The organism is Streptomyces cyaneofuscatus (assembly GCF_042718795.1).
Classification (GTDB): domain Bacteria; phylum Actinomycetota; class Actinomycetes; order Streptomycetales; family Streptomycetaceae; genus Streptomyces; species Streptomyces cyaneofuscatus_A.
This window is the reverse complement of the sequence record NZ_JBHXOX010000001.1, coordinates 223,213-244,253: the sequence shown is the minus strand read 5'-3', so window position 1 is coordinate 244,253 and position 21,041 is coordinate 223,213. Positions and strand designations below refer to the sequence as shown.

23 protein-coding genes are annotated in these 21,041 nt (G+C 72.7%); 8 read left to right on the top strand and 15 right to left on the bottom strand.

The window, feature by feature from the left end; translation table 11 throughout:
• Positions 1–30: 30 nt before the first annotated feature.
• The gene (locus ACFWRT_RS01090) at positions 31–1,056 is read left to right on the top strand and encodes a hypothetical protein (RefSeq protein WP_380948906.1); all 1,026 of its coding nucleotides are present in this window, start codon (positions 31–33) and stop codon (positions 1,054–1,056) included.
• A gap of 86 nt (positions 1,057–1,142) precedes the next feature.
• The gene (locus tag ACFWRT_RS01085; protein WP_380948905.1) at positions 1,143–2,120 is read left to right on the top strand and encodes a glycosyl transferase; all 978 of its coding nucleotides are present in this window, start codon (positions 1,143–1,145) and stop codon (positions 2,118–2,120) included.
• A gap of 336 nt (positions 2,121–2,456) precedes the next feature.
• On the opposite strand, the gene ACFWRT_RS01080 is transcribed toward ACFWRT_RS01085, so the two are convergent.
• The 3 genes from ACFWRT_RS01080 to ACFWRT_RS01070 all read right to left on the bottom strand — a co-directional run bounded on the left by ACFWRT_RS01080 (position 2,457) and on the right by ACFWRT_RS01070 (position 4,721).
• A complete protein-coding gene (locus tag ACFWRT_RS01080; protein WP_380948904.1) occupies positions 2,457–2,585 on the bottom strand; it encodes a hypothetical protein in 129 nt (42 codons plus the stop codon).
• Positions 2,552–2,947, bottom strand: coding sequence for an aldehyde dehydrogenase family protein (locus ACFWRT_RS01075; RefSeq protein WP_380948903.1), 396 nt, complete (start codon positions 2,945–2,947; stop codon positions 2,552–2,554). The genes ACFWRT_RS01080 and ACFWRT_RS01075 overlap by 34 nt, the downstream gene beginning before the upstream one ends.
• A 244-nt stretch (positions 2,948–3,191) precedes the next feature.
• Complete coding sequence (locus tag ACFWRT_RS01070; protein ID WP_380948902.1) at positions 3,192–4,721, bottom strand: aromatic amino acid ammonia-lyase; 1,530 nt, start codon at positions 4,719–4,721, stop codon at positions 3,192–3,194.
• Between the two features lie 151 nt (positions 4,722–4,872).
• Between ACFWRT_RS01070 and ACFWRT_RS01065 the strand changes: the two genes are divergently transcribed.
• The 4 genes from ACFWRT_RS01065 to ACFWRT_RS01050 are packed head-to-tail and all read left to right on the top strand — an operon-like array spanning position 4,873 to position 8,221.
• Positions 4,873–5,916, top strand: a complete 1,044-nt coding sequence (locus tag ACFWRT_RS01065; RefSeq protein ID WP_380948901.1) for an ABC transporter ATP-binding protein — start codon at positions 4,873–4,875, stop codon at positions 5,914–5,916.
• Positions 5,913–6,563 carry an ABC transporter permease gene (locus tag ACFWRT_RS01060; protein WP_030572982.1) on the top strand — a complete coding sequence of 217 codons (651 nt, stop codon included), beginning with the start codon at positions 5,913–5,915 and terminating at the stop codon, positions 6,561–6,563. The genes ACFWRT_RS01065 and ACFWRT_RS01060 overlap by 4 nt, the downstream gene beginning before the upstream one ends.
• A gap of 4 nt (positions 6,564–6,567) precedes the next feature.
• Positions 6,568–7,239 carry an ABC transporter permease gene (locus ACFWRT_RS01055; protein ID WP_380948900.1) on the top strand — a complete coding sequence of 224 codons (672 nt, stop codon included), beginning with the start codon at positions 6,568–6,570 and terminating at the stop codon, positions 7,237–7,239.
• Between the two features lie 49 nt (positions 7,240–7,288).
• The gene (locus ACFWRT_RS01050) at positions 7,289–8,221 is read left to right on the top strand and encodes an ABC transporter substrate-binding protein (protein ID WP_380949010.1); all 933 of its coding nucleotides are present in this window, start codon (positions 7,289–7,291) and stop codon (positions 8,219–8,221) included.
• A gap of 61 nt (positions 8,222–8,282) precedes the next feature.
• Here ACFWRT_RS01050 and ACFWRT_RS01045 read toward each other — a convergent pair whose 3' ends face one another.
• From ACFWRT_RS01045 to ACFWRT_RS01000, 10 genes are all read right to left on the bottom strand, one after another.
• Positions 8,283–8,990 (bottom strand): glycosyltransferase family 2 protein, encoded by a 708-nt coding sequence (locus tag ACFWRT_RS01045; protein ID WP_380948899.1) that lies wholly within the window; start codon positions 8,988–8,990, stop codon positions 8,283–8,285.
• Positions 8,987–9,613, bottom strand: coding sequence for an SAM-dependent methyltransferase (locus ACFWRT_RS01040; protein WP_380948898.1), 627 nt, complete (start codon positions 9,611–9,613; stop codon positions 8,987–8,989). Before ACFWRT_RS01040 ends, ACFWRT_RS01045 begins: the two co-directional genes overlap by 4 nt.
• A complete protein-coding gene (locus ACFWRT_RS01035) occupies positions 9,610–10,383 on the bottom strand; it encodes a PIG-L deacetylase family protein (protein ID WP_380948897.1) in 774 nt (257 codons plus the stop codon). The genes ACFWRT_RS01040 and ACFWRT_RS01035 overlap by 4 nt, the downstream gene beginning before the upstream one ends.
• On the bottom strand, positions 10,380–11,441 hold the full coding sequence (locus ACFWRT_RS01030) for an acyl-CoA dehydrogenase family protein (protein WP_380948896.1): 1,062 nt from the start codon (positions 11,439–11,441) through the stop codon (positions 10,380–10,382). Before ACFWRT_RS01030 ends, ACFWRT_RS01035 begins: the two co-directional genes overlap by 4 nt.
• Before the next feature lie 115 nt (positions 11,442–11,556).
• The gene (locus tag ACFWRT_RS01025) at positions 11,557–11,961 is read right to left on the bottom strand and encodes an SHOCT domain-containing protein (RefSeq protein WP_030572961.1); all 405 of its coding nucleotides are present in this window, start codon (positions 11,959–11,961) and stop codon (positions 11,557–11,559) included.
• A gap of 88 nt (positions 11,962–12,049) precedes the next feature.
• Entirely contained in the window at positions 12,050–12,559 is a 510-nt protein-coding gene (locus ACFWRT_RS01020; RefSeq protein WP_380948895.1) for a nucleotide triphosphate diphosphatase NUDT15, read from the bottom strand.
• 83 nt (positions 12,560–12,642) lie between these two features.
• A complete protein-coding gene (locus ACFWRT_RS01015; RefSeq protein WP_380948894.1) occupies positions 12,643–13,542 on the bottom strand; it encodes a hypothetical protein in 900 nt (299 codons plus the stop codon).
• Positions 13,539–14,552: an SPFH domain-containing protein gene (locus ACFWRT_RS01010; protein WP_380948893.1), complete on the bottom strand. Its 1,014-nt coding sequence runs from the start codon at positions 14,550–14,552 to the stop codon at positions 13,539–13,541. Before ACFWRT_RS01010 ends, ACFWRT_RS01015 begins: the two co-directional genes overlap by 4 nt.
• Positions 14,553–14,612: 60 nt before the next feature.
• The gene (locus ACFWRT_RS01005; RefSeq protein WP_380948892.1) at positions 14,613–15,410 is read right to left on the bottom strand and encodes an SDR family oxidoreductase; all 798 of its coding nucleotides are present in this window, start codon (positions 15,408–15,410) and stop codon (positions 14,613–14,615) included.
• Between the two features lie 326 nt (positions 15,411–15,736).
• The gene (locus ACFWRT_RS01000) at positions 15,737–16,366 is read right to left on the bottom strand and encodes a TetR/AcrR family transcriptional regulator (RefSeq protein ID WP_380948891.1); all 630 of its coding nucleotides are present in this window, start codon (positions 16,364–16,366) and stop codon (positions 15,737–15,739) included.
• A gap of 159 nt (positions 16,367–16,525) precedes the next feature.
• On the opposite strand from ACFWRT_RS01000, the gene ACFWRT_RS00995 reads away from it, so the two are divergent.
• Positions 16,526–17,392, top strand: coding sequence for a phosphatase PAP2 family protein (locus ACFWRT_RS00995; RefSeq protein WP_380948890.1), 867 nt, complete (start codon positions 16,526–16,528; stop codon positions 17,390–17,392).
• Positions 17,389–18,354 (top strand): DMT family protein, encoded by a 966-nt coding sequence (locus tag ACFWRT_RS00990; RefSeq protein ID WP_380948889.1) that lies wholly within the window; start codon positions 17,389–17,391, stop codon positions 18,352–18,354. Before ACFWRT_RS00995 ends, ACFWRT_RS00990 begins: the two co-directional genes overlap by 4 nt.
• 4 nt (positions 18,355–18,358) lie before the next feature.
• Here the strand turns inward: ACFWRT_RS00990 and ACFWRT_RS00985 are convergent, their stop codons facing one another.
• Both ACFWRT_RS00985 and ACFWRT_RS00980 read right to left on the bottom strand, forming a co-directional pair.
• Complete coding sequence (locus ACFWRT_RS00985) at positions 18,359–18,901, bottom strand: PadR family transcriptional regulator (protein ID WP_380948888.1); 543 nt, start codon at positions 18,899–18,901, stop codon at positions 18,359–18,361.
• A 101-nt stretch (positions 18,902–19,002) separates the two neighbouring features.
• Positions 19,003–21,018 (bottom strand): oxidoreductase, encoded by a 2,016-nt coding sequence (locus ACFWRT_RS00980; protein ID WP_380948887.1) that lies wholly within the window; start codon positions 21,016–21,018, stop codon positions 19,003–19,005.
• Between the last annotated feature and the right edge of the window lie 23 nt (positions 21,019–21,041).

The following is a 21,041-nucleotide window of genomic DNA, read 5'->3' as shown; positions in this document are numbered from 1 at the left end:
GCCCTCGCACTCAGGGACAGCCTGCCGGAGTTGAGTTTCCAGGTCGTCGAGGATCCCGACCCCTACGGCGCCGGCTCCTGTTCGGCGAGGACCGCGGTGCTCGCCTGGGGGACAGTGGCTCACCATGCCACCCACCACCTGGTCCTTCAGGACGACGCCGTCCCCGTCGCGGACCTGCGGGAACGTGTGCTGCGCATGATCGGTGAGCGGCCGGCCGCCGCGATCAGCCTCTACACGGAATGGGCTTCGGCCACGTCGTCCGCCGTCCACCTGGCGGCCTGGCTCGGACAGCCCTTCGCCGAGGTGTGCGACCCGTACACACCCTGTATCGGACTCGTTCTGCCGGCGGAGGCGGCCCGTGAACTGGCGAGGGCGAGACCGGAGGTCCCGCAGGACGACGTCATGATCGCCGGTGTGCTGCGCCGGCTCGGGGTCCCCGAATACGTGACCGTTCCGAATCTGGTCCAGCACGCGACCGAGGTAAGTCTCACCGGCAATACCCCGATGGGGCTGCGGCTGGCCGCCTGCTATTCCACCGCACCCCACAGCGACACCGCGCCGGTGGTGGACGCCCGGCTGGACCTGCTGCCCTGCTTCTCACGCTCGTACGGAAGGCCGTACTACCTGGAGCGGGACCCCGGCAGCGACTCGGGCTGGTCGCAGCGCGGCCTGCTCGAGACGCTGCTGCGACGAGACGTGGACGTGCCCGCACTGCAACGCACGGCGGCACGCCGGTCGGCGGGTCTTCACCGGGCCGAACCGGATCTGCGGCCCGACATCGTGATCAGCCTGTGGATCACCGCATGGCTGGCGGGTACCGAACTCCGTCGGCTTCTCCGCGACCATGCCGTGGCCCCAACTGAGGTGCTCGGCCGGAGACTGGGGCGGGTCGCTCTGGCCAACATCGGCCCCGGGATCTTCGACCAGTACTTACTGCCGGAACGACTCCTGGAATTGTCACCCGTCCTGGAGAGCTTTGCCCATGCGGCCTTCACCGAGGGCGTCACGTCCTCCGTGACGGTCGATTCCCCCGACCACCGGTCGCTCAGCGGCTGAAGAGGAACTTACCGATGAGAGTCAATTTCGTCTCACGCGGTCATGGCTACGGCCACGCTGCCAGAGACCTGAGGATCATGGCCGCGATGCGCCAGGTGAACCCCGGGATACAGATCAGGCTGGCTTCGGCGGGGAGCGGAGCGGACTACTACCGCTCCCGCGGTGTCGAGGCCATCGACCTCGGTTTCGAAGACGCCGACGACATGGGTGAGGCGGCGAGTTGGAGCGTCTGGCGATTCCTGTACGAGCGTGCCGACGCCGACCTGGTGGTGAGCGACGAGTTCCTGACCGTGCCCGGCTTCTGCCGCCGAGTCCTCGACGTTCCGAACGTGCTGATCACGGACTGGTTCTTCGCCGAGTTCGGCTGGCCCGACGCCGACTCGATCATGGACGACGCGCTGGGGGTGGTGGTCCCGGACTTTCCCGAGGCACACCCGGTCGCACCGGCTACGACCGCGCCGGTGTGGTTCTGCGGCCCCCTTGTGGACGCCTTCGCACCACAGCGGGCGGAGGCGCGCAAGGCCCTCGGCCTCGACGAGGACGCGCTCGTCCTGACAGTGGCGGCGGGCGGTCGCCCGGACCGTATCGCTGCCCTGCGCATCCAGTTGCAGGCGCTCCAGGCGTGGAGCAGATACGCCGCTCCGACGGATCAGCTCCTCCTCCTGGCGGACCCGCCCCCCACACGCGGGCGAGTCCCCGCCACCCCCAACGTCCGATGGGTCGGGCGGAGCGATCGGCCGGAGCTGTACTACCGGGCCGCCGATGTCGTACTGGCCGACGCGCTGGGCTTCACCGGGTGCGAACTCGTCGCCAACGGCGTGCCGGTCATCGCCTCCGTCACCCCGGACCCCGGCCGAGCGATGCGCGTCGGATTCGCCGAGCGCATGGACATGCTGGAGCGGACCGGTCTGCTGACCCGCACCCACGCCGACGAGGACCCCGCGGCTCTGTGGGACAGCGTGCGGGAGATGCGCGGCCGGGCCGACGACCCGGCGCCCCGGGACGTCTGGGCCGACCCCTTGGATGTCGCCACCCGGATACTCGGCCACGGCCGTACGGGGTGAGGCCGCTTTCCCGGGATCCCGTCGTACGGGCCGCTCCCCTTCCCGGGATCTCGCTGTACGGGCCGGTCCCGTATGCCCAGGTGCATGTACGGGCTCTCTTCTCGTAAGGAAAGACCGGTCGCGGCCGCCCGCGGGGCCGCCGGGCCGCCCCGGTGGACCCATGCGCGCCGAAGCGCCCGTGCCCGGGGCCGGGAGCCGAACAGGCGGAGCCTCGGAAGGCGGCTCCCGACGATCGACCCGAAGGAATCTCCCGGGAGGTCGGACGGGTCCTCACGGACGTACCGTGAAATCCACGCTCGTCCCGGAGGGCGCGGGGCTCCGCAGGGCGAGCTGTGGTCAGTCGCCGAACGGGTCGGCCGGGATGCGGTGTTCGGTCATGACGGACTTCGTCCGGGGGAACTCGGCGACGGCCTCGACCTCGTTCTCCCGGCTCAGGTCGAACTGCCTGTAACCGCCGGACGGCACGCTCCGCCTCCGACCGTCGAGCCCCCCGGTGCGCGCGTGCCGCGTCGCGGGTCCAGGGCCGGCAGCCAGACCGTCGTCCACATATCCCTCGATCCGTTCCAGAGCCACGGCCGAGGACACCGGCCCGACGTGGGTACGCGGGTCGAGGGGGCGCCGACCCGCAGCCGCCCGATCGCCTCCCCGTACCTGCGGAGGAACTGCTCGTACACCTCGCGCCGTACGAGGACGCTGGAGCCCGCGGCACAGGTCTGGCCTGCCGGGAGAGGGCGCCTTGCCCGGCCGCGAGGGCGGCCGAGTCGAGGTCGCCGTCCGCGAACGATGTCCGCGGACTTGCCGTCGGCCTCACAGACGTAGCGCTTCATCCGCTCGGTGTCGCCACCGGGGCAACCCTGCCGACCGCCGCCTGCGACGACACCCGCACCCCCACCTCGGCCGCGCGAGCGACAAACTCGCCGTCGCGACGCCGCAGGAAGGAACTGACTGTGGACGCCTCCTGTGCGGTGGCCTGATCATGGAGACCGGAGATGCCAGAGCGTGCCTCGCCGCCAGGGCGGTGATCCTGGGGACCGGCTGAGGCCCGCCGCCCGGCACCACCGCCCCAGGGAACTACCGCCCAGCCGGCGTCCCCGCCCCCAGCTCCAGCCACAGCTCGGTGAACCGGTCGAGCATTCCCGCGGCCGTCGTCACGTCGTCCGTCAGTGGCCGGTCGGCCAGCTCCGGGTCGAGGACCGCGTCCGCGAGCTGGAAGGCGCGGCCGACCGGGAGCCCGGTGTCGAGCCGTAGGTCGCGTTGGCGCAACGCCCTGACAGCGGCGACGAGTTCGCAGCCCACGACGAGGCGGTACGCCGCGCACGCCCGCAGGGTCTGCCGGGCGCCCAGGGACGCGAAGCTGGCCTGTTCCTCCACTCCCCGGGAGAGCACCGCGTGGCCGAGGGAGGCGGGCGCGGAGAAGGCCCGCAGGTCGCCGAGGGCCGCCCCGGCCGCGTATTCGAGGATCATCACTCCCGACGACGCCGGCTCGCCGTCCGCGAGGAAGGGGCGCAGGCGGGTGAAGCCCGGTTCGTTCAGCGTCGAGAGGCGGGAGGTCGACAGGCGGGCCACCTGAGTCACCGACAGCCTGAAGTGGTCCAGGGCCAGGGCGAGTTGGGCGAGGTAGAAGCCGCCGTGGTGGTAGGCGGCCATGTCGTCGGCCGAGATCAGCGGGTTCTCGGCGGCCGCGTTGATCTCGACCGCGAGGACCTCTTCGAGCGCGTTCGCCGCGTCGTGGGCGGGCCCGTGGATCTGCGGGACGCAGCGGAAGCCGTACGGGTCCTGGATCCGCCCGAGGGGCGGTGTGGGGCGGTCGGGGGCGCCGAGCAGCCGCCGCATCCGTTCCGCGACCGCCTGCGAGCCGGCGTGGGGCCGCGCCTCGTGCACGGGCAGCGCGTACGCCTCGTACGAACCGTCGATCGCCATGAGAGACAGCGCCGCCACCACCTGCGTGGCCGCGATCAGGCCGCGCAGCTCGTGCAGGGCGAGCGCGGACTGGCCGAGGGTCAGGGCGTTGCTGCTGATCAGGGCCAGGGCGTCGTTGTTGTCGAGCGGCTGCGGTTCGGGCGCGGTCCCCTTGCCCTGCCAGGGGTGTTCGCCCGCCAGCGCGAGGCCCATCTGCGCGAGCGCGGCGATGTCGCCGGTGCCGACCGAGCCGAAGGCGTTGACCTGCGGGTAGGCGCCCGTCTCCAGGGCTTCGCAGAGGGCGGTGACGACGGTCGGGCGCAGTCCGGCGCCCCCGGCGAGCAGTTGGTTGGCGCGGACCGCGAGCATGGCGCGGACCTCGCGCGCGGGAAGCTCCTCGCCGATGGCTCCGGCATGGCTGCGCAGCAGCCGCAGCCCGTGATCGGCGGCCGCCTCGGTGGGTACGGACTCATTCCGGTTGGCGCCCACGCCGGTGGAGCGGCCGTAGACGCGGCCCCATGAAGCGATTTCCCGCGCGGCGTTCCAGGAGTCCTCCACGCGCTTCATGCCCTCGGTCGCCGGAACGGGCCGGGCGAGAGATTCGGCCATGCGTACGACATCTGGGACCATGAGTCGGCGGCCGTCGAGGACGATGACCGCGTGGTGGTCATGAGCCACCTTGTCCGAAGTATGAGACGACATAGGCGGCAATTCATCCTCCATCGGGCGCTCCGTCTTGCCTTGCGGCCACTTATCGCCAGAGATGTGCGCCTGTGCGGCGACAACCTATTGACAATCTATTCAGTCACGGAGAACTCTGCATGATGATATGCAGCCGGGCAAGGGACTCCTCATGATCCAGTTCGATACGGTCCACAAGCGCTTCCCGAACGGCACAACCGCGGTGCACGACCTCACTCTTGAGATGCCGGAAGGGGGCGTGACCGTCCTCGTCGGATCTTCCGGTTGCGGTAAGACGACGACGCTCCGCATGATCAACCGGATGGTCGATCCGACCTCCGGGACGATCAGGGTCGGCGGTAAGGACGTCCTGGAGCAGGACGCCGCCGAGCTGCGCCGCTCCATCGGCTACGTCATCCAGCAGGCCGGGCTCTTCCCGCACCGGACCGTCGTGGACAACATCGCGACCGTACCGCTGCTGCTCGGCTGGGGCCGCCGGAAGGCCCGGGCGCGGGCGGCGGAGCTCCTGGAGACGGTCGGCCTCTCCGCCGACACCGGCAAGCGCTACCCGCACCAGCTCTCCGGCGGCCAGCAGCAGCGCGTCGGCGTGGCCCGCGCCCTGGCCGCCGATCCGCCGGTGCTCCTGATGGACGAGCCGTTCGGTGCCGTCGACCCGGTGGTCCGCACCCAGCTCCAGGACGAACTGCTGCGACTCCAGAGAGAGCTGAACAAGACCATCGTCTTCGTCACCCACGACATCGACGAGGCCGTACGGCTCGGTGACCGCATAGCCGTCTTCCGTACCGGCGGCCATCTCGTCCAGTGCGCCGCCCCCGCCGAACTCCTGGCCCGCCCCGCCGACGCGTTCGTGGCCGACTTCCTGGGCGCCGAGCGCGGTCTCAAGCTGCTGTCGCTGACGACGCTCGCCGGGGTCGCCCAGGGGGCCGCCCCCAAGGGCGCCCGCTGGCAGCTGACCCTCGACCCCGCCCGTAAGCCGCTGGTCTGGCGCGACGGGGAGAGCGGCACGGAGATACCGGTCCGGCCGCTGCGGGACACCGACTCGCTCCTCTCGGCGCTCAACGAGTCCATCGCGGCGCCCAGCGGCCTGGTCGCCCGGGTCGACGCGGACGGTGTCCTCACCGGCGTCACCTCCCGCGAGGACATCCACGACCGCGCCGGCCACGTGCACAGCGAGGCAAGCACGGTGGCCGCGTGAGCGTCGACTGGTCGTGGATAGCCGACCACACCGACGACCTCACCGCCCTGACCCTCTCCCATCTCCAGGCCGCCCTCACCGCCGTACTCCTCGGCCTGCTCGTCTCGCTTCCCCTCGCCGTGGTGGCCCACCGGGTACGCAGGCTGCGCGGACTGCTCCTCGGGCTGTCGAACGTCCTGTTCACCATCCCCTCCATCGCCGTCTTCGTGCTCCTCCTGCCGGTCAGCGGACTCACCCGCACCACCACCGTCATCGGTCTGACGATCTACACACTCGTCGTGCTGCTGCGGAACACCGTCGAGGGCCTCGACTCCGTCCCCGCGAAGACGAAGGAAGCCGCGAAGGCCATGGGCACCCGGCCGCTGCGCACCCTGCTCACCGTCGAACTGCCCCTCGCCCTCCCCGTCATCATGGCGGGCGTGCGGATCGCGACGGTGATGGCGATCTCCCTGGTCTCCGTGGCCACGTACATCGGCGACGGCGGACTCGGGCAGCTGTTCACCGACGGGTTCCAGCGCAACTTCCCCACGCCGGTCATCGTCGGCGTCGTCCTGACCCTGCTCCTCGCCCTCGTCGCGGACGCCCTGCTCGTCACCCTCCAGTACGTCCTGACGCCGTGGACCCGCCGGCAGAAGCAGGGGGCCTGACCTCATGTACGAACTCCTCAAGGGCCTCGGCGCCTGGCTGACCGGCGGCGAACAGTGGGCCGGTTCCGACGGCATCGGGCACCGCCTCGCCGAGCACCTCCAGTACTCGCTGCTCGCCACCCTCATCGCCGCCGCCATCGCCCTGCCCATCGGCCTGCTCATCGGCCACACCGGGCGCGGCGCGTTCATCGCCATCAACCTGTCGAGCTTCGGGCGGGCCCTTCCCACGGTCGGACTCGTCGTGCTGGTCTTCCTCGCCAGCGGCCTGTCCATGTGGCCCGTGTACATCGCCCTGGTGGCCCTCGCCGTGCCCTCCATCGTCACCAACACGTACGCCGGGATGACGGCGGTCGACCCCGAGGTACGGGACGCGGCGCGCGGCCAGGGCATGCGCCGGCACCAGGTGCTCCTCCTGGTCGAGCTGCCCCTCGCCCTGCCGCTGATCATGACCGGGCTGCGGCTCGCCCTCATCCAGGTCGTCGCGACCGCCACGATCGCCGCGTACGTCTCCTTCGGCGGACTCGGCCGGTACGTCTTCGACGGGCTGGCCCAGCGCGACCTCGTGCAGGTGCTCGGCGGCGCCGTGCTCGTGGCCGTCGTCGCCGTCGTCCTCGACCTCGCGCTCTCCGCCCTCCAGCGCGTCCTGTTCCGCCACCGTCCCGCCCCGCAGGCCTAGGAGTCGGCCCCTCATGACCCGTACGAACCGTGAAAGCCGCGTGAACCCCATGAACCGCAGGGCTCTCCTCGGCGGTCTCTTCGCCGCCGCCACCGTCCCCGTCCTCGCCTCCTGCAGCAGCGGCATCACCTCGCTCGACGGAGCAGGATCCGGCGGCGGGGGCGGCGGCTCCAGCGAGGGCGGCGTCACCATCGGCACCGCCAACTTCACCGAGAACCAGGTCCTCGGCTACCTCTACGCGGCCGCCCTCGAAGCGGCCGGGGTGACGACCAAGGTCCGCCCCAACCTCGGCACCCGCGAGATCCTCATCCCCGCGCTCAAGGGCGGCGACATCGATCTGCTGCCCGAGTACCAGGGCGCACTGCTGCACTACCTCGACGCGAAGGCCGAGGCCACGGAGGAGGGAACCATGCAGAACGCCCTCGCCGTCGCGCTGCCGCCCGGCCTCCAGATCCTCCCGTACGGCGAGGCCGAGAACGCCGACGCCTTCGCCGTCACCCAGGAGACCGCCGAGAAGTACGGCCTGAAGTCCCTGGCCGACCTAGCGAAACACAACGGCAAGCTCATCATCGGCGCGGCCCCCGAGGTCAAGAAGCGCACGGTGGGCTCGATTGGCCTCAAGGACGTGTACGGGGTGGAGTTCAAGGAGTTCAAGTCCCTCGACTCCTCAGGCCCGCTGGTCAAGGGCGCCCTCAAGAAGGGTGACGTGGACGTGGCCAACCTCTTCACCACCGACACCGACATCACCGCCGAGGGCTGGGTCGTGCTCACCGACCCCAAGAACCTCATCCCCGGCCAGCACGTCGTCCCGCTCATCGCCGACCGCAAGGCCGATTCGACGGTCCGCAAGGCGCTCGCCCGCCTCGGCGGCGTACTGACCACCGAGGACCTCACCGAGCTCAACCGCCTGGTGGACAAGGACAGGAAGGACCCCGAGGACGTCGCGTACGACTGGGCGGCGGAGCACGGGATCAAGAAGTAGCCCGAAGGCCTGAGGCTGGACGTCATCTGCATCGGCCCGGTCACCCGTGCCGCCCCGCCCCTCACGCCTCCGCGGGGCGGGGCATCGCGGCGAGGTAGTCGCCGAAGCCGCCTTGGGCGCGGGCCTGGAGCCGGGGAGAGGTGAGGACGGGGCAGCGGGCGGTGCGCAGCACGCGGTGGCCCCGTTGTTCGAGGGCATCGACCAGGGCGTGGTCCTCGCCGGTGGCCAGGCAGGGGAAGCCACCGACGTCCAGGTAGGCGGCGGTGGCGACGCCTAGGTTGGCGCCGTGGACGTGCGGGTGCGCCCACGGGGTTCCGGGCGGCGGCCGGGTGGCCTCGTACCGGATCCGGTGGGGCGTGGCCAGCGGTGAGGCGAGCGGCAGGACGACGGTGCCGACGACCGCCTGCCAGCCTTCGCGGGCCCTGGCCAACTGGTGGGCCAGCCAGTCGGGCGGGACCACGCTGTCGGCATCGGTCGTCGCGATCCAGATAACAGGCGCCGCGGTTTCGGCCCGGGCCAGGGCCTGGCGAACGCCGGCCGCCCTGGCCCGGCCGGGGTTGCGGAAGGCGGTGTCGACCACGAGCGCCCCGGCGTCGCGGGCCACCGCCGACGTGCGGTCCCGGCAGCCGTCCGCCACGACGACGGTCAGGACCCGGGTCGCGGCGAGAGCGGGGTGGCGGGCCGCCCTGCCGATCGCGGCGAGCGCCGCCGGCAGCAACGCCTCCTCGTCGTGGGCGGGGACGACCACGGCGACGGTTCGCGCGCTCACACCAGCCCCTCGCGGGCGGCGACCCCGGCGGGCCGTTCGCCGTTCGCGGTGGCCCGCCGGTGGACCTGGAGGACGAAGTCCTCCTCACGGTGGTCGGCGAGGAGGACGAGGCCGGGCTGCTCGGCGACGCGTCGCGCGATCCCGGCGCCGGTGGTCAGATGTTCCTCCACTGCATGGTTCCAGTGGACGGTGACGAGGGTGCCCTCCGGCTCCAGGGACGACACCGTCCGCTCCAGCACCGTGTCGAGGGTCATCGCGTCCAGGTAATAGAGCAGTTCGGAGAGGACGATCAGGTCGAAGGAGCCCTCGGGCCACTCCTCGGGCAGCAGCATCCGGTGCACCGACACGTTGGAGAGTTCGGCGGTGCGCCGACGTGCGGTCCCGACGGCTGACTCCACCCGGTCGCAGGCGAGCACGGTGTCGCAGCGGTCCGCCAGCCGGCGGGTGAGTTCCCCGACGGAGCAGCCGGGTTCGAACGCCCGGCGGTAGCGCGGCAGCGGCAGGGCCGCGACGGTCAGGTCGTACTTGCGGCGCTCGTACCACCGCTCGGTCAGGCTCCACGGGTCCTCCGCGGAGCCGTACAGGGCGTCGAAGTACGTGGCCGGCGTGCCGGGGCGGCTCATACGAAGACCACCTCCCAGCCGCGCAGATGGTGCGTCAGCTCCTCCGGAGGCAGTACGGCCGCGTCCTGCGGCGCGGGGCCCAGCGGCCGGATCTGCGTGACGAACCGGCTGACGGCGGCCCGCTTGAGATCCTGCGCCGCCGACGGCAGGACGATCCGGGCGGCCCGCTCCCACGGGACCCTGCTGTCGCCGGGTTCGGCCCAGTGCCACATCCAGACCGGATACAGCGCGCACGGCACGGCCGTTGCCCGAGCGGCGGCCAGGGCGGCGCGGCCGGCCGCCTCGTGGTCGCTGTGCACGTCCTTGGTCCACGGCGCCAGGCAGAGTGCCGCGCCGGGCAGCAGGGCGGCCAGTTCGCCGGCCAGCGCCGCCTCGTGATCGCCCACCCCCGTGTCCGGCAGTCTCAGCCGTACGATCTCGGCCCCGGCCGCACCCAGCTCGGCCAGCGCCTCCTCCAGCTCCCGGGCCCGCAACTCGGCGAGCTCGGCGGGGGAGAGGACGAGCGAGTCCGGGTGGGAGCCCTCCCCGTCGGTGACCGACACCACGGTCACGGCGAGACCGGCCGCCGCCAGCCGGGCGATGGTGCCGCCCACGCCCAGCACCTCGTCGTCGGGATGGGCGGCGACCACCACCACCCGCCCCTCCTCCGGCAGTGTGTGGTCCGGCAGCCGGTCCCAGCCGTGCCACGCGCGCCAGAGCGCCTCGTCGGTACCCGGGGCCTGGATCGCGTCGGCGTGGCCCTCGGGGCTCCGGCCCTCCACCGTGCTCATCGGCCGTCCTCCGGACCGCGTGCGACCAGCCCGCCCAGGGCCGCCAGGTCCCGTTCCGCATGGTGCTGGCGCACGTAGACGCCCAGGTCCGTCACGGCCCGCGCATGCCGCTCGTCATGGCACAACGGCCCCGCGCCGGTCGCCCGGCCCACGTGGTCCAGGACCTCGGAGCAGACCTCCGCCACCAGGGCCCGCACCCGCAGCGCCCGCAGCCCGGCCGCCCCCGCCTTGTCGAGCGGGTCGAGGTCGATCTCCTCGGCCGCCCGGCGCAGCACCGTACCGGCCGTGTACAGCCGCAGGTCCACCGCGCCGGCGCGGGCATCGGTGAACGGGTCGGCGCGCTGCTCCGCCCGGGTGAACAGCACGCGGGCCACCGCCCGCGCCCCGCCGTACCAGCACGCGGCCACGCCGACCCCGCCGTGGTGGAAGCCGGGGCGGCGCAGATACGCCTCCACCCCGCCGACCGGGGTGGCCGGAACGTCGGTGAAGCGGAGGTCGGGGCTGTCGCTGCCGGCCATGCCGATCGCCTGCCAGGTGCCGGGGACCGGACTGCATCCCGGGGTCGCGCCACCCGCCCGCGCTTCCGGAATGCCGGTACGGACGGCGAAGAGCCTTCGGCCGTCCTCCGCCGTGGCGGTCACCAGGGCGTGGGTGCAGGTGTGCGCTCCGGAGCAGTACCGCTTGAGACCGTTCAGCACCCAGCCGCCCTCCGGGCCGCGGGTCGCGGTCAGCCCGGAGCCCGGCGGTTCGGCGGCCCACACCCCCCAGTACTGGCCGGGCGCCACCGGATCGCCGTCCAGTTCGGCCAGGATCGCCACGGCGTCGAGGTGGCCCTCCGCCAGCCGGGCGGCGCACAGGTCGTCCCCCGCCACTGCGGACAGCGCATCGAACCGGGTGGCGGTCCGGCCACCGCCCGGCAACGGCGCCTCGACGGTGCCTGCCGTCACGGCGTCGACGAATCGGATGAACCGGTCCGCCGCGCGGCGGACCGCGAGGGGGGTGGGATCTCCGCCGTCGGAGGTCTCGACGCCTGTCGCCAGGGGGATCGCATCATGCATCGGCGGTGCTCCTCACTCCATCGCTCACCGGTCGTCGGCCAGCGCTTCTGAGTTCCCCTGGATCGCGGAACCACACCTGATGGCCGTGGTGGAGTGCTTGGAGCCGCGCACTTCGTCAGGCCAGGAGCTTCGCCTTGGCCCGCTCGTACTCCTCCGCGTTGAGGGCGCCCTTGTCCTTGAGCTCGGCGAGCTTCGTCAGATCGCTCACATGACTGGTGGAGCCGGAGGAGCCCTCGCTGCTCGCGGCCTCCCTCACGTAACTCCGGAAGGCCGCCTCCGAATCCTTGACCGCCTTGGCGTCACGTTCGTGCATGCTCCGGCCGCGCACGATCAGGTAGATCAGGACGCCCAGGTAGGGCAGCAGAATGACGAAGATCAGCCAGCCCGCCTTGGCCCAGCCGTTCAGCGTGTGATCGCGGAAGAGGTCCGTGATCACCTTGAACAGCAGGAAGAACCACATGACCCAGAGGAACAGGTACAGCATGGTCAGGAAGAGGTTGAGGAGCGGGTAATCGTCCATGAGGCCAACTCCGTTCGCGCGGATGGTTCCTCATTCATACGCCTGGCCACTTTTGTCCGCATCTGTAAACGGATTGCCAGGAACCTGATCAGCGCTCTTCTCCGGGCCCCGTGATCCGCAGCAGGTGCGCGGGCGGGTGGGTGAGGCCGAGGTCCGGACGCCAGGCCGCCAGGATCTGTGCCGACGGGTCGAACAGCGGCGTCGGCAGCTCCTCGGGAGCGGTCCACCGCCACGCGCTGATCAGGTGCGGCTCGGTCACCTCGGGGATGCCGGAGTGCAGGCGGACGAGGGCCGCCATGCTGATGCGGTTGATGCCGCCGATCACGTCGTGGAGCATCGCGAAGACGTCCACCGCGCTCTCCTCCACGGTGAGGCCGGTCTCCTCGCGCAGCTCACGCGCGGCGGCCGCCGCGACCGACTCGTGCGTGGGATCGACCTTGCCTCCGGGCAGCTCCCACGTACCGCTGTGGTGCCGGCCCAGCAGCACCCGTCCCTGCTCGTCCTCGACGATCACGCCGACCCCGAGGGCCGCCTGCGCCGTGGGCGGGCGCGTGTTGCGGGCGGGGGTGGCGAGCGGGTCGGTGGTCTCGGTGGCCATGGTGCTGGATCTCCGCTCTCCGGGGCCCTTCTACAGGCCGGTGGGTACGGAACACCGTAACGACACCGAGGCCCCGGTCCCGCTCAGACCACCAGCCGCAGCGCGGTCGCCGAGATGCCCAGCCGTACGCTCTGACCCCAGGTCAGCTCCAGCGCGTCGGACTCCATCCCGTCCCCGAAGACGACGATCCGGTCCGACTCCACCGTGAGCCGCAGCCCCTGCCCCCGGTTCAGTTCGCCGGAGACCCGGGACGTGCCGGTGGCCGGTGAGGGCCAGGCCTCGCGCACGAACCAGAGGAGGCGGGGGTCGCTCGGCGCGGGCAGTGGGGTGGTGCTGCCGCGCTCCAGCCACAAGGATCTCAGCCAGCCGGTGGCGCCCGTGCCCGTGCCGACGAGGACCCCGGAGGAGGCCTGGGCCTCGCCGGGCGCCGGATCGCCGTCCGGGCCCAGGCGGTAGCGGGCCGTCTGGTGGCCGGGCGGCCCCAGGTAGATCTCGTTGAGCGCGAGCAGCCGCTGGGTGTCGTCGGCGACCGCCTCGACCATCGTCAGCGCGTCCACCCGGGATCCGGTCGCCGTCGCCGCGCGCAACAGGGCGGCCGCGTCGGTACGGCGGTGGCGGACCAGGACCCCGGGGTTGCGCCCGGGGTCGGTGTCGATGCCCACCACGGGCTGCCCGGACAGGTACTTCGCGGCGTTGGCGACCAGCCCGTCCTGACCGACCACGACCACCACGTCCTCCGGCGCGAACAGGAACCGGTCCAGGTCCGCCCGCTCCACCCGGGTGGAGCGCCAGGTGAGCGGCACGGCGGCCGCCACGTCCCGCAGGGCCTCCTGCGTACGGTGGTGGCGCCGGGCCACCTCGTCGATCGAGCGGCCCCGGCTGGAGAGGAAGAACGCGGCCTGCCCGTGCGTCCCGTGCCGGGCGAGCAGCTCCTCGTACTCGGTCCTGCGGTGTACGAGGACGGCCCGGGGCGCCAGGCTCACGCTCCCGCACCGCCGTCCGTGCGGCCGAGCCTGGCGAGCAGGCCCGTGAGGACGTCGGGGGAGAGGGTGAGGCTCTCGATGCGCGGCACGTTCTCCGCGAGCCGGGTCGCCGCCAGGGCGTGCAGCGTGGCCGGATCGACCTCGCCGTGCACCCGCAGCCAGGCCGCCTGCGCCTCGGCGCGCGCCGCACCCGTCTCGCGCGCCGCTTCCGCCTCCGCGCGCGCCAGGCGCACCTTGCGCGCCGCCTCGGCCTCTGTCCGTACGCCGTCGGCCGCAGCCTTCTCCTCGGCCTCCCGGCGTGCGTTGGTGCCGCGCTGGTCGACCAACTGCTCCTCGCGCCGGGCCAGTTCGATCTGGCTGGCCAGCTCGTTCTCGGCGATGGTCCGCTCGCGCTCGACGGCCACGGCCCGCCGTTCGTAGGTGGCCCGGTCCGCCTCTTGCTGGATCTGCTCGCGCGCCGGGGTGCGCAGAGCGCGCTCGACCTCGGCCTCGGGGCGGATCGCGACGACGCGCACGGCGACCACGTCGATCCCGGTGGCGGGGAGCCTCGGCTCGGCGGCGAGACCGGTGGCGACCCGTTCGCGTACGGAGGCGACCCCGTCCACCAGGGCCTGCGCGAGCGGGGTGCGGGCCAGCACGTCCAGCGTGTGCTGCTGCGCGGTCTCGGTGAGCAGGGTGGCGATCTGCTCCAGCGGTGCGCTGCGCCAGCTCCCGGTGTCGGGGTCCACGGAGAAGTCCAGCCGGTCGGCCGCCAGCGCCGGGTCGCTGACCCGGTAGGTGACGGTGGCCTGCACGGTGACGTCCTGGAAGTCCGCCGTACGGGCGTGGAACGCCATGGCCAGCTCCCGGTCGTCGACCGGCACCTCGGAGAGCGCCGCCGACAGCGACCGGTACCAGAAGCTGAGCCCCCGCCCGTCGTGGGCGAGCGTCCCGCGCTTGTGGTGGCGGATGTGCGCGGTGGGCGCGGAGCGCAGATGGCGCCAGCCGAAGCGCCGGGTGATGTCGGCCATGGGGTCCCCCCTCGAACCTGATGTCGTCATGGCGACGATAAGGGGGAGAGGGGTCAATGGTCAAGGTGACGAGAAGGGGGGCTGGAGGGCTCGGCGGGCCAGGTCCCGGGCCGGGATCTCGCCGCCGCCGTGGACGGCCAGGTCCGCGCCGTTGACGTAGGAGGCGTGCGGGCCGGCGAGCCAGAGGCAGGCGTGGGCCACGTCCGCCGGAAGCGCCAGCCGTCCCATGGGGACGATGCCCGCCACCGCCGCCCCGTCGCCCTTTCCGTACAGCGCGGTGGCGCTCGCGGTGCGGATGAGCCCGGCGGTGATGTGGTTCACCCGGACCTTCGGTGCCCACTCCAGGGCCAGGGCCCGGGTGAGGCCGAGCAGGCCGGCCTTCGCCGCCGTGTAGGCGGCGGTGCCCGGCTGCGGGTCGTGGGCCGAGACGCTGCCGATGTTGATCACGCAGCCACCCTCCGGCTGCTCCCGCATGACCAGGTTGGCGGCCTGTGCGACGTAGAAGGGGGCGAGGAGATTGAGGGCGACGACCCGCTCGACGAAGCGGGGGGAGACGGTGGCCGCGTCGGCGTCGGGGGAGCCGCCCGCGTTGTTGACGAGGGCGTCGAGCCGGCCGAACCGGTCGGCCGTCGCCGCCACCAGTGGGGCCGCCGCCGACGGGTCCCGGACGTCGGTGGAGCGGAAGGCGGCGTGCCGCCCGCCCGACGACGGCAACGTGGCGGGTGTGGTGCGGCCGCAGACCATGACGTCCGCGCCCACGGCGAGGAAGGCCTCCGCGATGACGGCGCCGATGCCCTGGGTGCCGCCGGTGACGATGACTACCCGTCCGGTGAAGTCGATCGGATTGCCCAGCTCCATGGTCCGCCTCCCGCGTGCGTGGACCCGCGTGCGTGGACCCGCGTGCGTGGACACGGAATCTACCAATCGCTTGTTAGGTGCGGTAGAGGCTGCGGGTGCCTGGAAACACGGGCGGCCGGTGAGCTCCGAAGAGGTCACCGGCCGCCCGGGGGATTGCGCCGCCCCCGTCCCCACGGTGCGGCGCCGGGTGGACCGTCTATATCCGCTGGGACGGACGGTCCACGTCGGTCGGGACTCCGGGTGCACCCGAGTCCCGCATCTGTCAGGACCCGGGCGCCCCCGGGGCCACGTCTGTCAGGACCCGGGGGCACCCGGGTCCACGTCTGTCAGGACTCCGGCGTGCCCGCCGTGAGTCCGAGTCCGGGCAGGATCGCCTTCTCGACGAACCTGCTGAGGTACGCCGCGTCCGCGTACCGCCCCTCCAGCAGCGGCCGCGCGCGCATCACGCCGAGCAACTGGGCCGCCACGTACTCCGCCCCCGGCAGGTCCGCCGCGATCTCGCCGCGCGCCTGGGCCCGCCGGACCATCGCGTCGATCGCTGCGATCTCCGGCAGGATCAGCGCCTCGCGCAGGGCGCACAGCAGCTCGGGGGTCTGGAGTGCCGCGTGGCTGAGCGCGTGCATCAGCGGGGTGTCCCGCCCCGAGGCCTCGCCGATCGCCCGGGCCGCCTCCAGGAGGTCCCCGGCGAGCGTCCCGGTGTCGATGTCCGGGAGCCGCATCCGCCGGGTGCCGTGCAGCGCGGCGACGACCAGCTCCGGCTTCGAGCCCCACTGCCGGTACAGCGTCGACTTGCCGCAACGGGTGCGGGCGGCGACGCCCTCCATGGTCAGCGACTCGTAACCGCTCTCCCGCACCAGGTCGAGCACCGCCGTGTAGAGCTCCTGCGCCCGTTCCGGTGTGATCTTCGACCGGCGGGACGCGAGGGCTGACTCCGGTACGGAATCGGGCGACGGCATGGGCGGTCCCTCCTGCGGCGGTGCGGCGAGGCTCTCGATACGCCAGTGTACCGATACGCGGGAGTACCGATACGCCGACGTATCGGTACACTGGCGTATCGATTCGGCATGGGCTCGCCATGCCGTCCTGACACCGCTTCGCATCCAAGGGGGCACCGGGTGACGTACGCCCGCACCGAGCCCACGGACCAGGAGCCGGACATACGTGCCCGACCGCCCCTCGTCCGCGAGTTCCTTCTCGTGGCCGGACTCTTCCTGGCCTACAAGTTCGGCCGCCGAGCAGCCAACGGCCACGTCGAGGAGGCGTTCCGCAACGCCGGGAACGTCTGGGACCTCGAACGGGCCCTGAACCTCCCGGGTGAGGGCGCCGTCCAGGGCGTTCTGCTGCACAGCCAGACGCTGATCCATGCGGCGAACACCTACTACGCCACCGTGCACTTCCCCGCCACGGTTCTCTTCCTGGTCTGGCTCTACTGGCGCCGCCCGCTCCACTACCTCTGGTCGCGGCGCATCCTCGCCGTGCTCACCGGGGGAGCCCTGGTGCTCCACCTCCTCTTCCCGCTCGCCCCGCCGCGGATGCTCCCGGCAGCCGCACTGGTCGACACCGGCCAGGTCTACGGGCCGACGGTGTACGGGGCGACGCCCGCGACCGACACGATGGCGAACCAGTTCGCCGCGATGCCCTCGCTGCACGTCGGCTGGGCCGTGATGGTGGCCGTCGGCCTGATCGTCGCCACCCGCTCCCGGTGGCGCTGGCTCTGGCTGCTGCACCCGGCGATCACCCTGCTCGTCGTCGTGGGCACCGCCAACCACTACTGGCTGGACGCGATCGTGGTCGTGGCGCTGCTGGCGGTGGCGCTCGCCGCGCTGCGCCTGCCGCGCGCGGCCCGTGACGTACCGGTGTACGCCGTACCCGGTGCGGGGGCGGCAGCGGAGACGTACGTCGGCGCCGCGCACCCGGTACGCACCCCCGCCGGGGCCGTACACCCTGCGCGCACCCCCGCCGGAGCCGGAGCCGGCCGATGAACGCCACGCTGATCGCCGTCGCGCTCTCCCTCGTCTCCGCCGGCGCCTACGCGGCCGCCGCCGTCGCCCAGTCCCGGCTGGCCGGGCGTACCGAACCCTCCACCGGCGTTCTGCGGCTCCTCGGCCGGGGCGCCTGGTGGTCGGCGGTGGGCCTCAACGCCGGGGGTGCGCTGCTCCATGTCGCGGCGCTCAACTACGGCCCGCTCACCCTGGTCCAGCCGCTCGGCGCGCTCACGCTCGTCGCCGCCGTCCCGCTCGGCGCGCGCGCCGCAGGACGCCGGGTCGGACGCACCGAGTGGCGGGGCACGGCCCTCACTCTCCTCGGCCTCGGCGCCCTGCTCCTGACGGCGGGCGGCTCCGCCCCGCACGAGACGCTCACCCTTCCCGAGGCCCTCGGCGTCGGCGCCGCCACCATGGCGGTCGTCGCCGGGCTCAGCCGGCCGGGGGCCCGTCCCGGGCTGCGGCACGCGGCGGCCTCCGGGATCACCTCGGGCGTCGCCTCCGCGCTCACCCAGACCCTCACGGTCGCCGTCACCGACCACTCCGGCGGCCCGCTGTTCAGCTGGCGGCTGCTGACGGTGGCCCTGCTCGTCTCCGCCTTCGCGATGGGCGGCCTGCTGCTGTCCCAGACCGCCTACCGGGGCGGCCTCGGCGCACCGCTCGCCGTCGTGACCCTGGCCAACCCGGTCGCCGCCGCCGCGATCGGCCTGGCCCTCCTCGGCGAACGCCTCCAGGGCGGGCCGGTGAGCCTGGTCCTGGCGCTGGTCGGTACGGCGGCCGCCGTACGCGGGGTGATCCTGCTCAGCCGGGCCCAGGCGCACGGCGGTACGGACCCGGGTGAGGCGGCCGCGGCGCCCGGGCCGCCGGACCCGGCGCCCTCCCGGGTCGTCATCGGGAGCCCCCGGCGCGCGGCCGCACCGGAACCCGTAGCCGTACGGGCGGGCGTAGGCCCCCACCCGTAACAGATCAGTCGTGTGCCAGGTCACCGATCGCGCGGGTCAGCCAGCCGATCCAGAACGTCTCCAGGTCGATGCCGCCGCGCAGCACCAGATGGCGCAGCCGGTCCGCGTCGGCCTCGGGGGCGGGGGTGAAGTCCCGCTCCTCGATCTCCCGGTACTCCGCCAACTGCCGCTCGTGCAGGGCGAGGTGGCGGCGCAGCTCCGCGCCCATCCCGTTCGCCCCGTCCAACCCGACGACCGCCGCCGCCCGCATCCGCAGGAGCAGCGGATCGCGGACCGGGCGGGGGTCCTCGGGGAGCGACACCCAGGCCGCCAGCTCCTCGCGGCCGGCGGGCAGTACCTCGTACTCCTTCTTCTGCCCCCGGGCCGGAGCCGCCGTGGGCAGCGCCCTGATCCGCCCCGCCTGCTCCAGTTTCCCCAGCTCGCGGTAGATCTGCTGGTGCGTGGAGGACCAGAAGTAGCCGATCGACCGGTCGAACCTGCGGGTCAGCTCCAGGCCCGAGGACGGCTTCTCCAGCAGAGCGGTGAGAATCGCGTGCGGCAGTGACATGACGTGCATCCTAAGGACGGGCCGGACGGGCCGGACGGGCCGGACGGGCGTTCACGGCGAAGGCCAAGGGGCCGACGGCTCAAGGCCGACGGCCCGAGCGCCTACAGCGCCGCCGCCAGCTCCGTGCCCTGGCGGATCGCCCGCTTCGCGTCCAGCTCGGCCGCCACGTCCGCGCCGCCGATCAGGTGGACCGGGCCGCCCGCCGCGCGCAACTCCTCGTACAGCTCCCGGCGCGGCTCCTGGCCCGCGCAGAGCACCACCGTGTCCACCGCCAGCACGCGCCGCTCGCCGTCGACCGTGAGGTGGAGTCCCTCGTCGTCGATCAGGTCGTAGGAGGCGCCCGCGATCATCTCGACGCCCCGGTGGCGCAGTTCGGTGCGGTGGATCCAGCCGGTCGTCTTGCCGAGGCCCGCGCCGACCTTGGTGGTCTTGCGCTGGACGAGGTGGACGGTGCGGGGCGTCTTGGGGCGCTCGGGGGCGCGCAGGCCGCCGCGCTCCTCGTAGGCCGTGTCCACGCCCCACTGACGGAAGAACGTCTCCGCGTCCAGGCTCGCCGCGTCGCCACCGTCGGTGAGGAACTCCGCCACGTCGAAGCCGATGCCGCCCGCGCCCACGATCGCGACCCGGTCGCCGACCGGGGCCCCGTCGCGCAGGACGTCGAGGTAGCTGACGACGTTGGGGTGGTCCGTGCCGGGGATCGCGGGGGTGCGCGGTTCCACGCCGGTGGCGAGCACGATCTCGTCGAAGCCGTCCAGCGTCCCGGCGTCCGCCCGGGTGGACAGGCGCAGCTCGACGTCCAGCTCGGTCAGTCGCGTACGGAAGTAGCGGAGCGTCTCGTTGAACTCTTCCTTGCCCGGCACCCGGCGGGCCACGTTCAGCTGGCCGCCGATCTCGTCCGCCGTGTCGAACAGCGTCACCGCGTGGCCCCGCTCGGCCGCGGTGACCGAGCACGCGAGACCCGCCGGACCGGCACCGACCACGGCGACGCGTTTACGGGTCCGGGTCGGGCTCAGGACCAGCTCGGTCTCGTGGCAGGCGCGCGGGTTGACCAGGCAGGAGGTGATCTGGAGGCTGAAGATGTGGTCCAGGCACGCCTGGTTGCAGCCGATGCAGGTGTTGATCGCGTCCGCCCGGCCCGCCGCCGCCTTGGCGACGAACTCCGGGTCGGCGAGGAAGGGCCGCGCCATCGAGACCATGTCCGCCCGGCCCGAGGCGAGGACCTCCTCGGCGACCTCGGGCGTGTTGATGCGGTTGCTCGTCACCAGCGGTACGGAGACGGCTCCGCGCACCCGCTCGGTCACCCAGGTGAAGGCGGCGCGCGGCACGGAGGTGGCGATGGTCGGGATGCGCGCCTCGTGCCAGCCGATGCCGGTGTTGATGATCGTCGCGCCCGCCGCCTCGATCTCCTTCGCCAGCGTCACGACCTCCTCCAGCGTCGAGCCGCCGGGCACCAGGTCCAGCATGGAGAGCCGGTAGATCAGGATGAAGTCGCTGCCGACCCGCTCGCGGACCCGGCGCACGATCTCGACGGGGAACCGGATGCGGTTCTCGTAACTGCCGCCCCAGCGGTCGGTGCGGTGGTTGGTGGCGGAGACGATGAACTCGTTGATCAGGTAGCCCTCGGAGCCCATGATCTCGACGCCGTCGTACCCGGCGAGCTGAGCCAGCTCCGCCGCCCGGACGAACTCCTCGATGGTCTCCTCGACCTGCTCGCCGGTCAGGGCGTTCGGGGTGAACCCGCTGATGGGGGCTTTGAGGGCGCTCGGTGCCACCAGGTCCGGGTGGTGCGCGTACCGGCCGAAGTGCAGGATCTGCATCGCGATCCGGCCGCCCGCCGCGTGCACCGCCGAGGTGATCTCGCGGTGCTGCTCCGCCTCCGCCTCGGTCGTCATCTTGGCGCCGCCGGGGAAGGAGCAGGCCCGCGCGCTGGGCGCGATGCCGCCGGTGACCATCAGGCCGACGCCGCCCCGGGCGCGCTCCGCGTAGAAGGCCGCCATCCGCTCGAAGCCGCGCTCGGCCTCCTCCAGGCCGATGTGCATCGAGCCCATGAGCACCCGGTTGGGGAGGGTGGTGAACCCGAGGTCCAGCGGGCTCAGCAAGGTCGGGTACAGGCTCATCCGGGTCTCCTCGGCGCGGGGTC

Bases quoted from the DNA above. Each gene is read 5' to 3' on its own strand.
- ACFWRT_RS01020 (WP_380948895.1), bottom strand. From the start codon at position 12,559: ATGGCCACCGAGACCACCGACCCGCTCGCCACCCCCGCCCGCAACACG.
- ACFWRT_RS01010 (WP_380948893.1), bottom strand. From the start codon at position 14,552: ATGGCCGACATCACCCGGCGCTTCGGCTGGCGCCATCTGCGCTCCGCG.
- ACFWRT_RS00980 (WP_380948887.1), bottom strand. From the start codon at position 21,018: ATGAGCCTGTACCCGACCTTGCTGAGCCCGCTGGACCTCGGGTTCACC.
- ACFWRT_RS01070 (WP_380948902.1), bottom strand. From the start codon at position 4,721: ATGTCGTCTCATACTTCGGACAAGGTGGCTCATGACCACCACGCGGTC.
- ACFWRT_RS01035 (WP_380948897.1), bottom strand. From the start codon at position 10,383: ATGAGCACGGTGGAGGGCCGGAGCCCCGAGGGCCACGCCGACGCGATC.
- ACFWRT_RS01040 (WP_380948898.1), bottom strand. From the start codon at position 9,613: ATGAGCCGCCCCGGCACGCCGGCCACGTACTTCGACGCCCTGTACGGC.
- ACFWRT_RS01000 (WP_380948891.1), bottom strand. From the start codon at position 16,366: ATGCCGTCGCCCGATTCCGTACCGGAGTCAGCCCTCGCGTCCCGCCGG.
- ACFWRT_RS01050 (WP_380949010.1), top strand. From the start codon at position 7,289: ATGAACCGCAGGGCTCTCCTCGGCGGTCTCTTCGCCGCCGCCACCGTC.
- ACFWRT_RS01075 (WP_380948903.1), bottom strand. From the start codon at position 2,947: ATGAAGCGCTACGTCTGTGAGGCCGACGGCAAGTCCGCGGACATCGTT.
- ACFWRT_RS00985 (WP_380948888.1), bottom strand. From the start codon at position 18,901: ATGTCACTGCCGCACGCGATTCTCACCGCTCTGCTGGAGAAGCCGTCC.
- ACFWRT_RS01030 (WP_380948896.1), bottom strand. From the start codon at position 11,441: ATGCATGATGCGATCCCCCTGGCGACAGGCGTCGAGACCTCCGACGGC.
- ACFWRT_RS01025 (WP_030572961.1), bottom strand. From the start codon at position 11,961: ATGGACGATTACCCGCTCCTCAACCTCTTCCTGACCATGCTGTACCTG.
- ACFWRT_RS01005 (WP_380948892.1), bottom strand. From the start codon at position 15,410: ATGGAGCTGGGCAATCCGATCGACTTCACCGGACGGGTAGTCATCGTC.
- ACFWRT_RS01055 (WP_380948900.1), top strand. From the start codon at position 6,568: ATGTACGAACTCCTCAAGGGCCTCGGCGCCTGGCTGACCGGCGGCGAA.
- ACFWRT_RS01085 (WP_380948905.1), top strand. From the start codon at position 1,143: ATGCGCCAGGTGAACCCCGGGATACAGATCAGGCTGGCTTCGGCGGGG.
- ACFWRT_RS00990 (WP_380948889.1), top strand. From the start codon at position 17,389: ATGAACGCCACGCTGATCGCCGTCGCGCTCTCCCTCGTCTCCGCCGGC.
- ACFWRT_RS01065 (WP_380948901.1), top strand. From the start codon at position 4,873: ATGATCCAGTTCGATACGGTCCACAAGCGCTTCCCGAACGGCACAACC.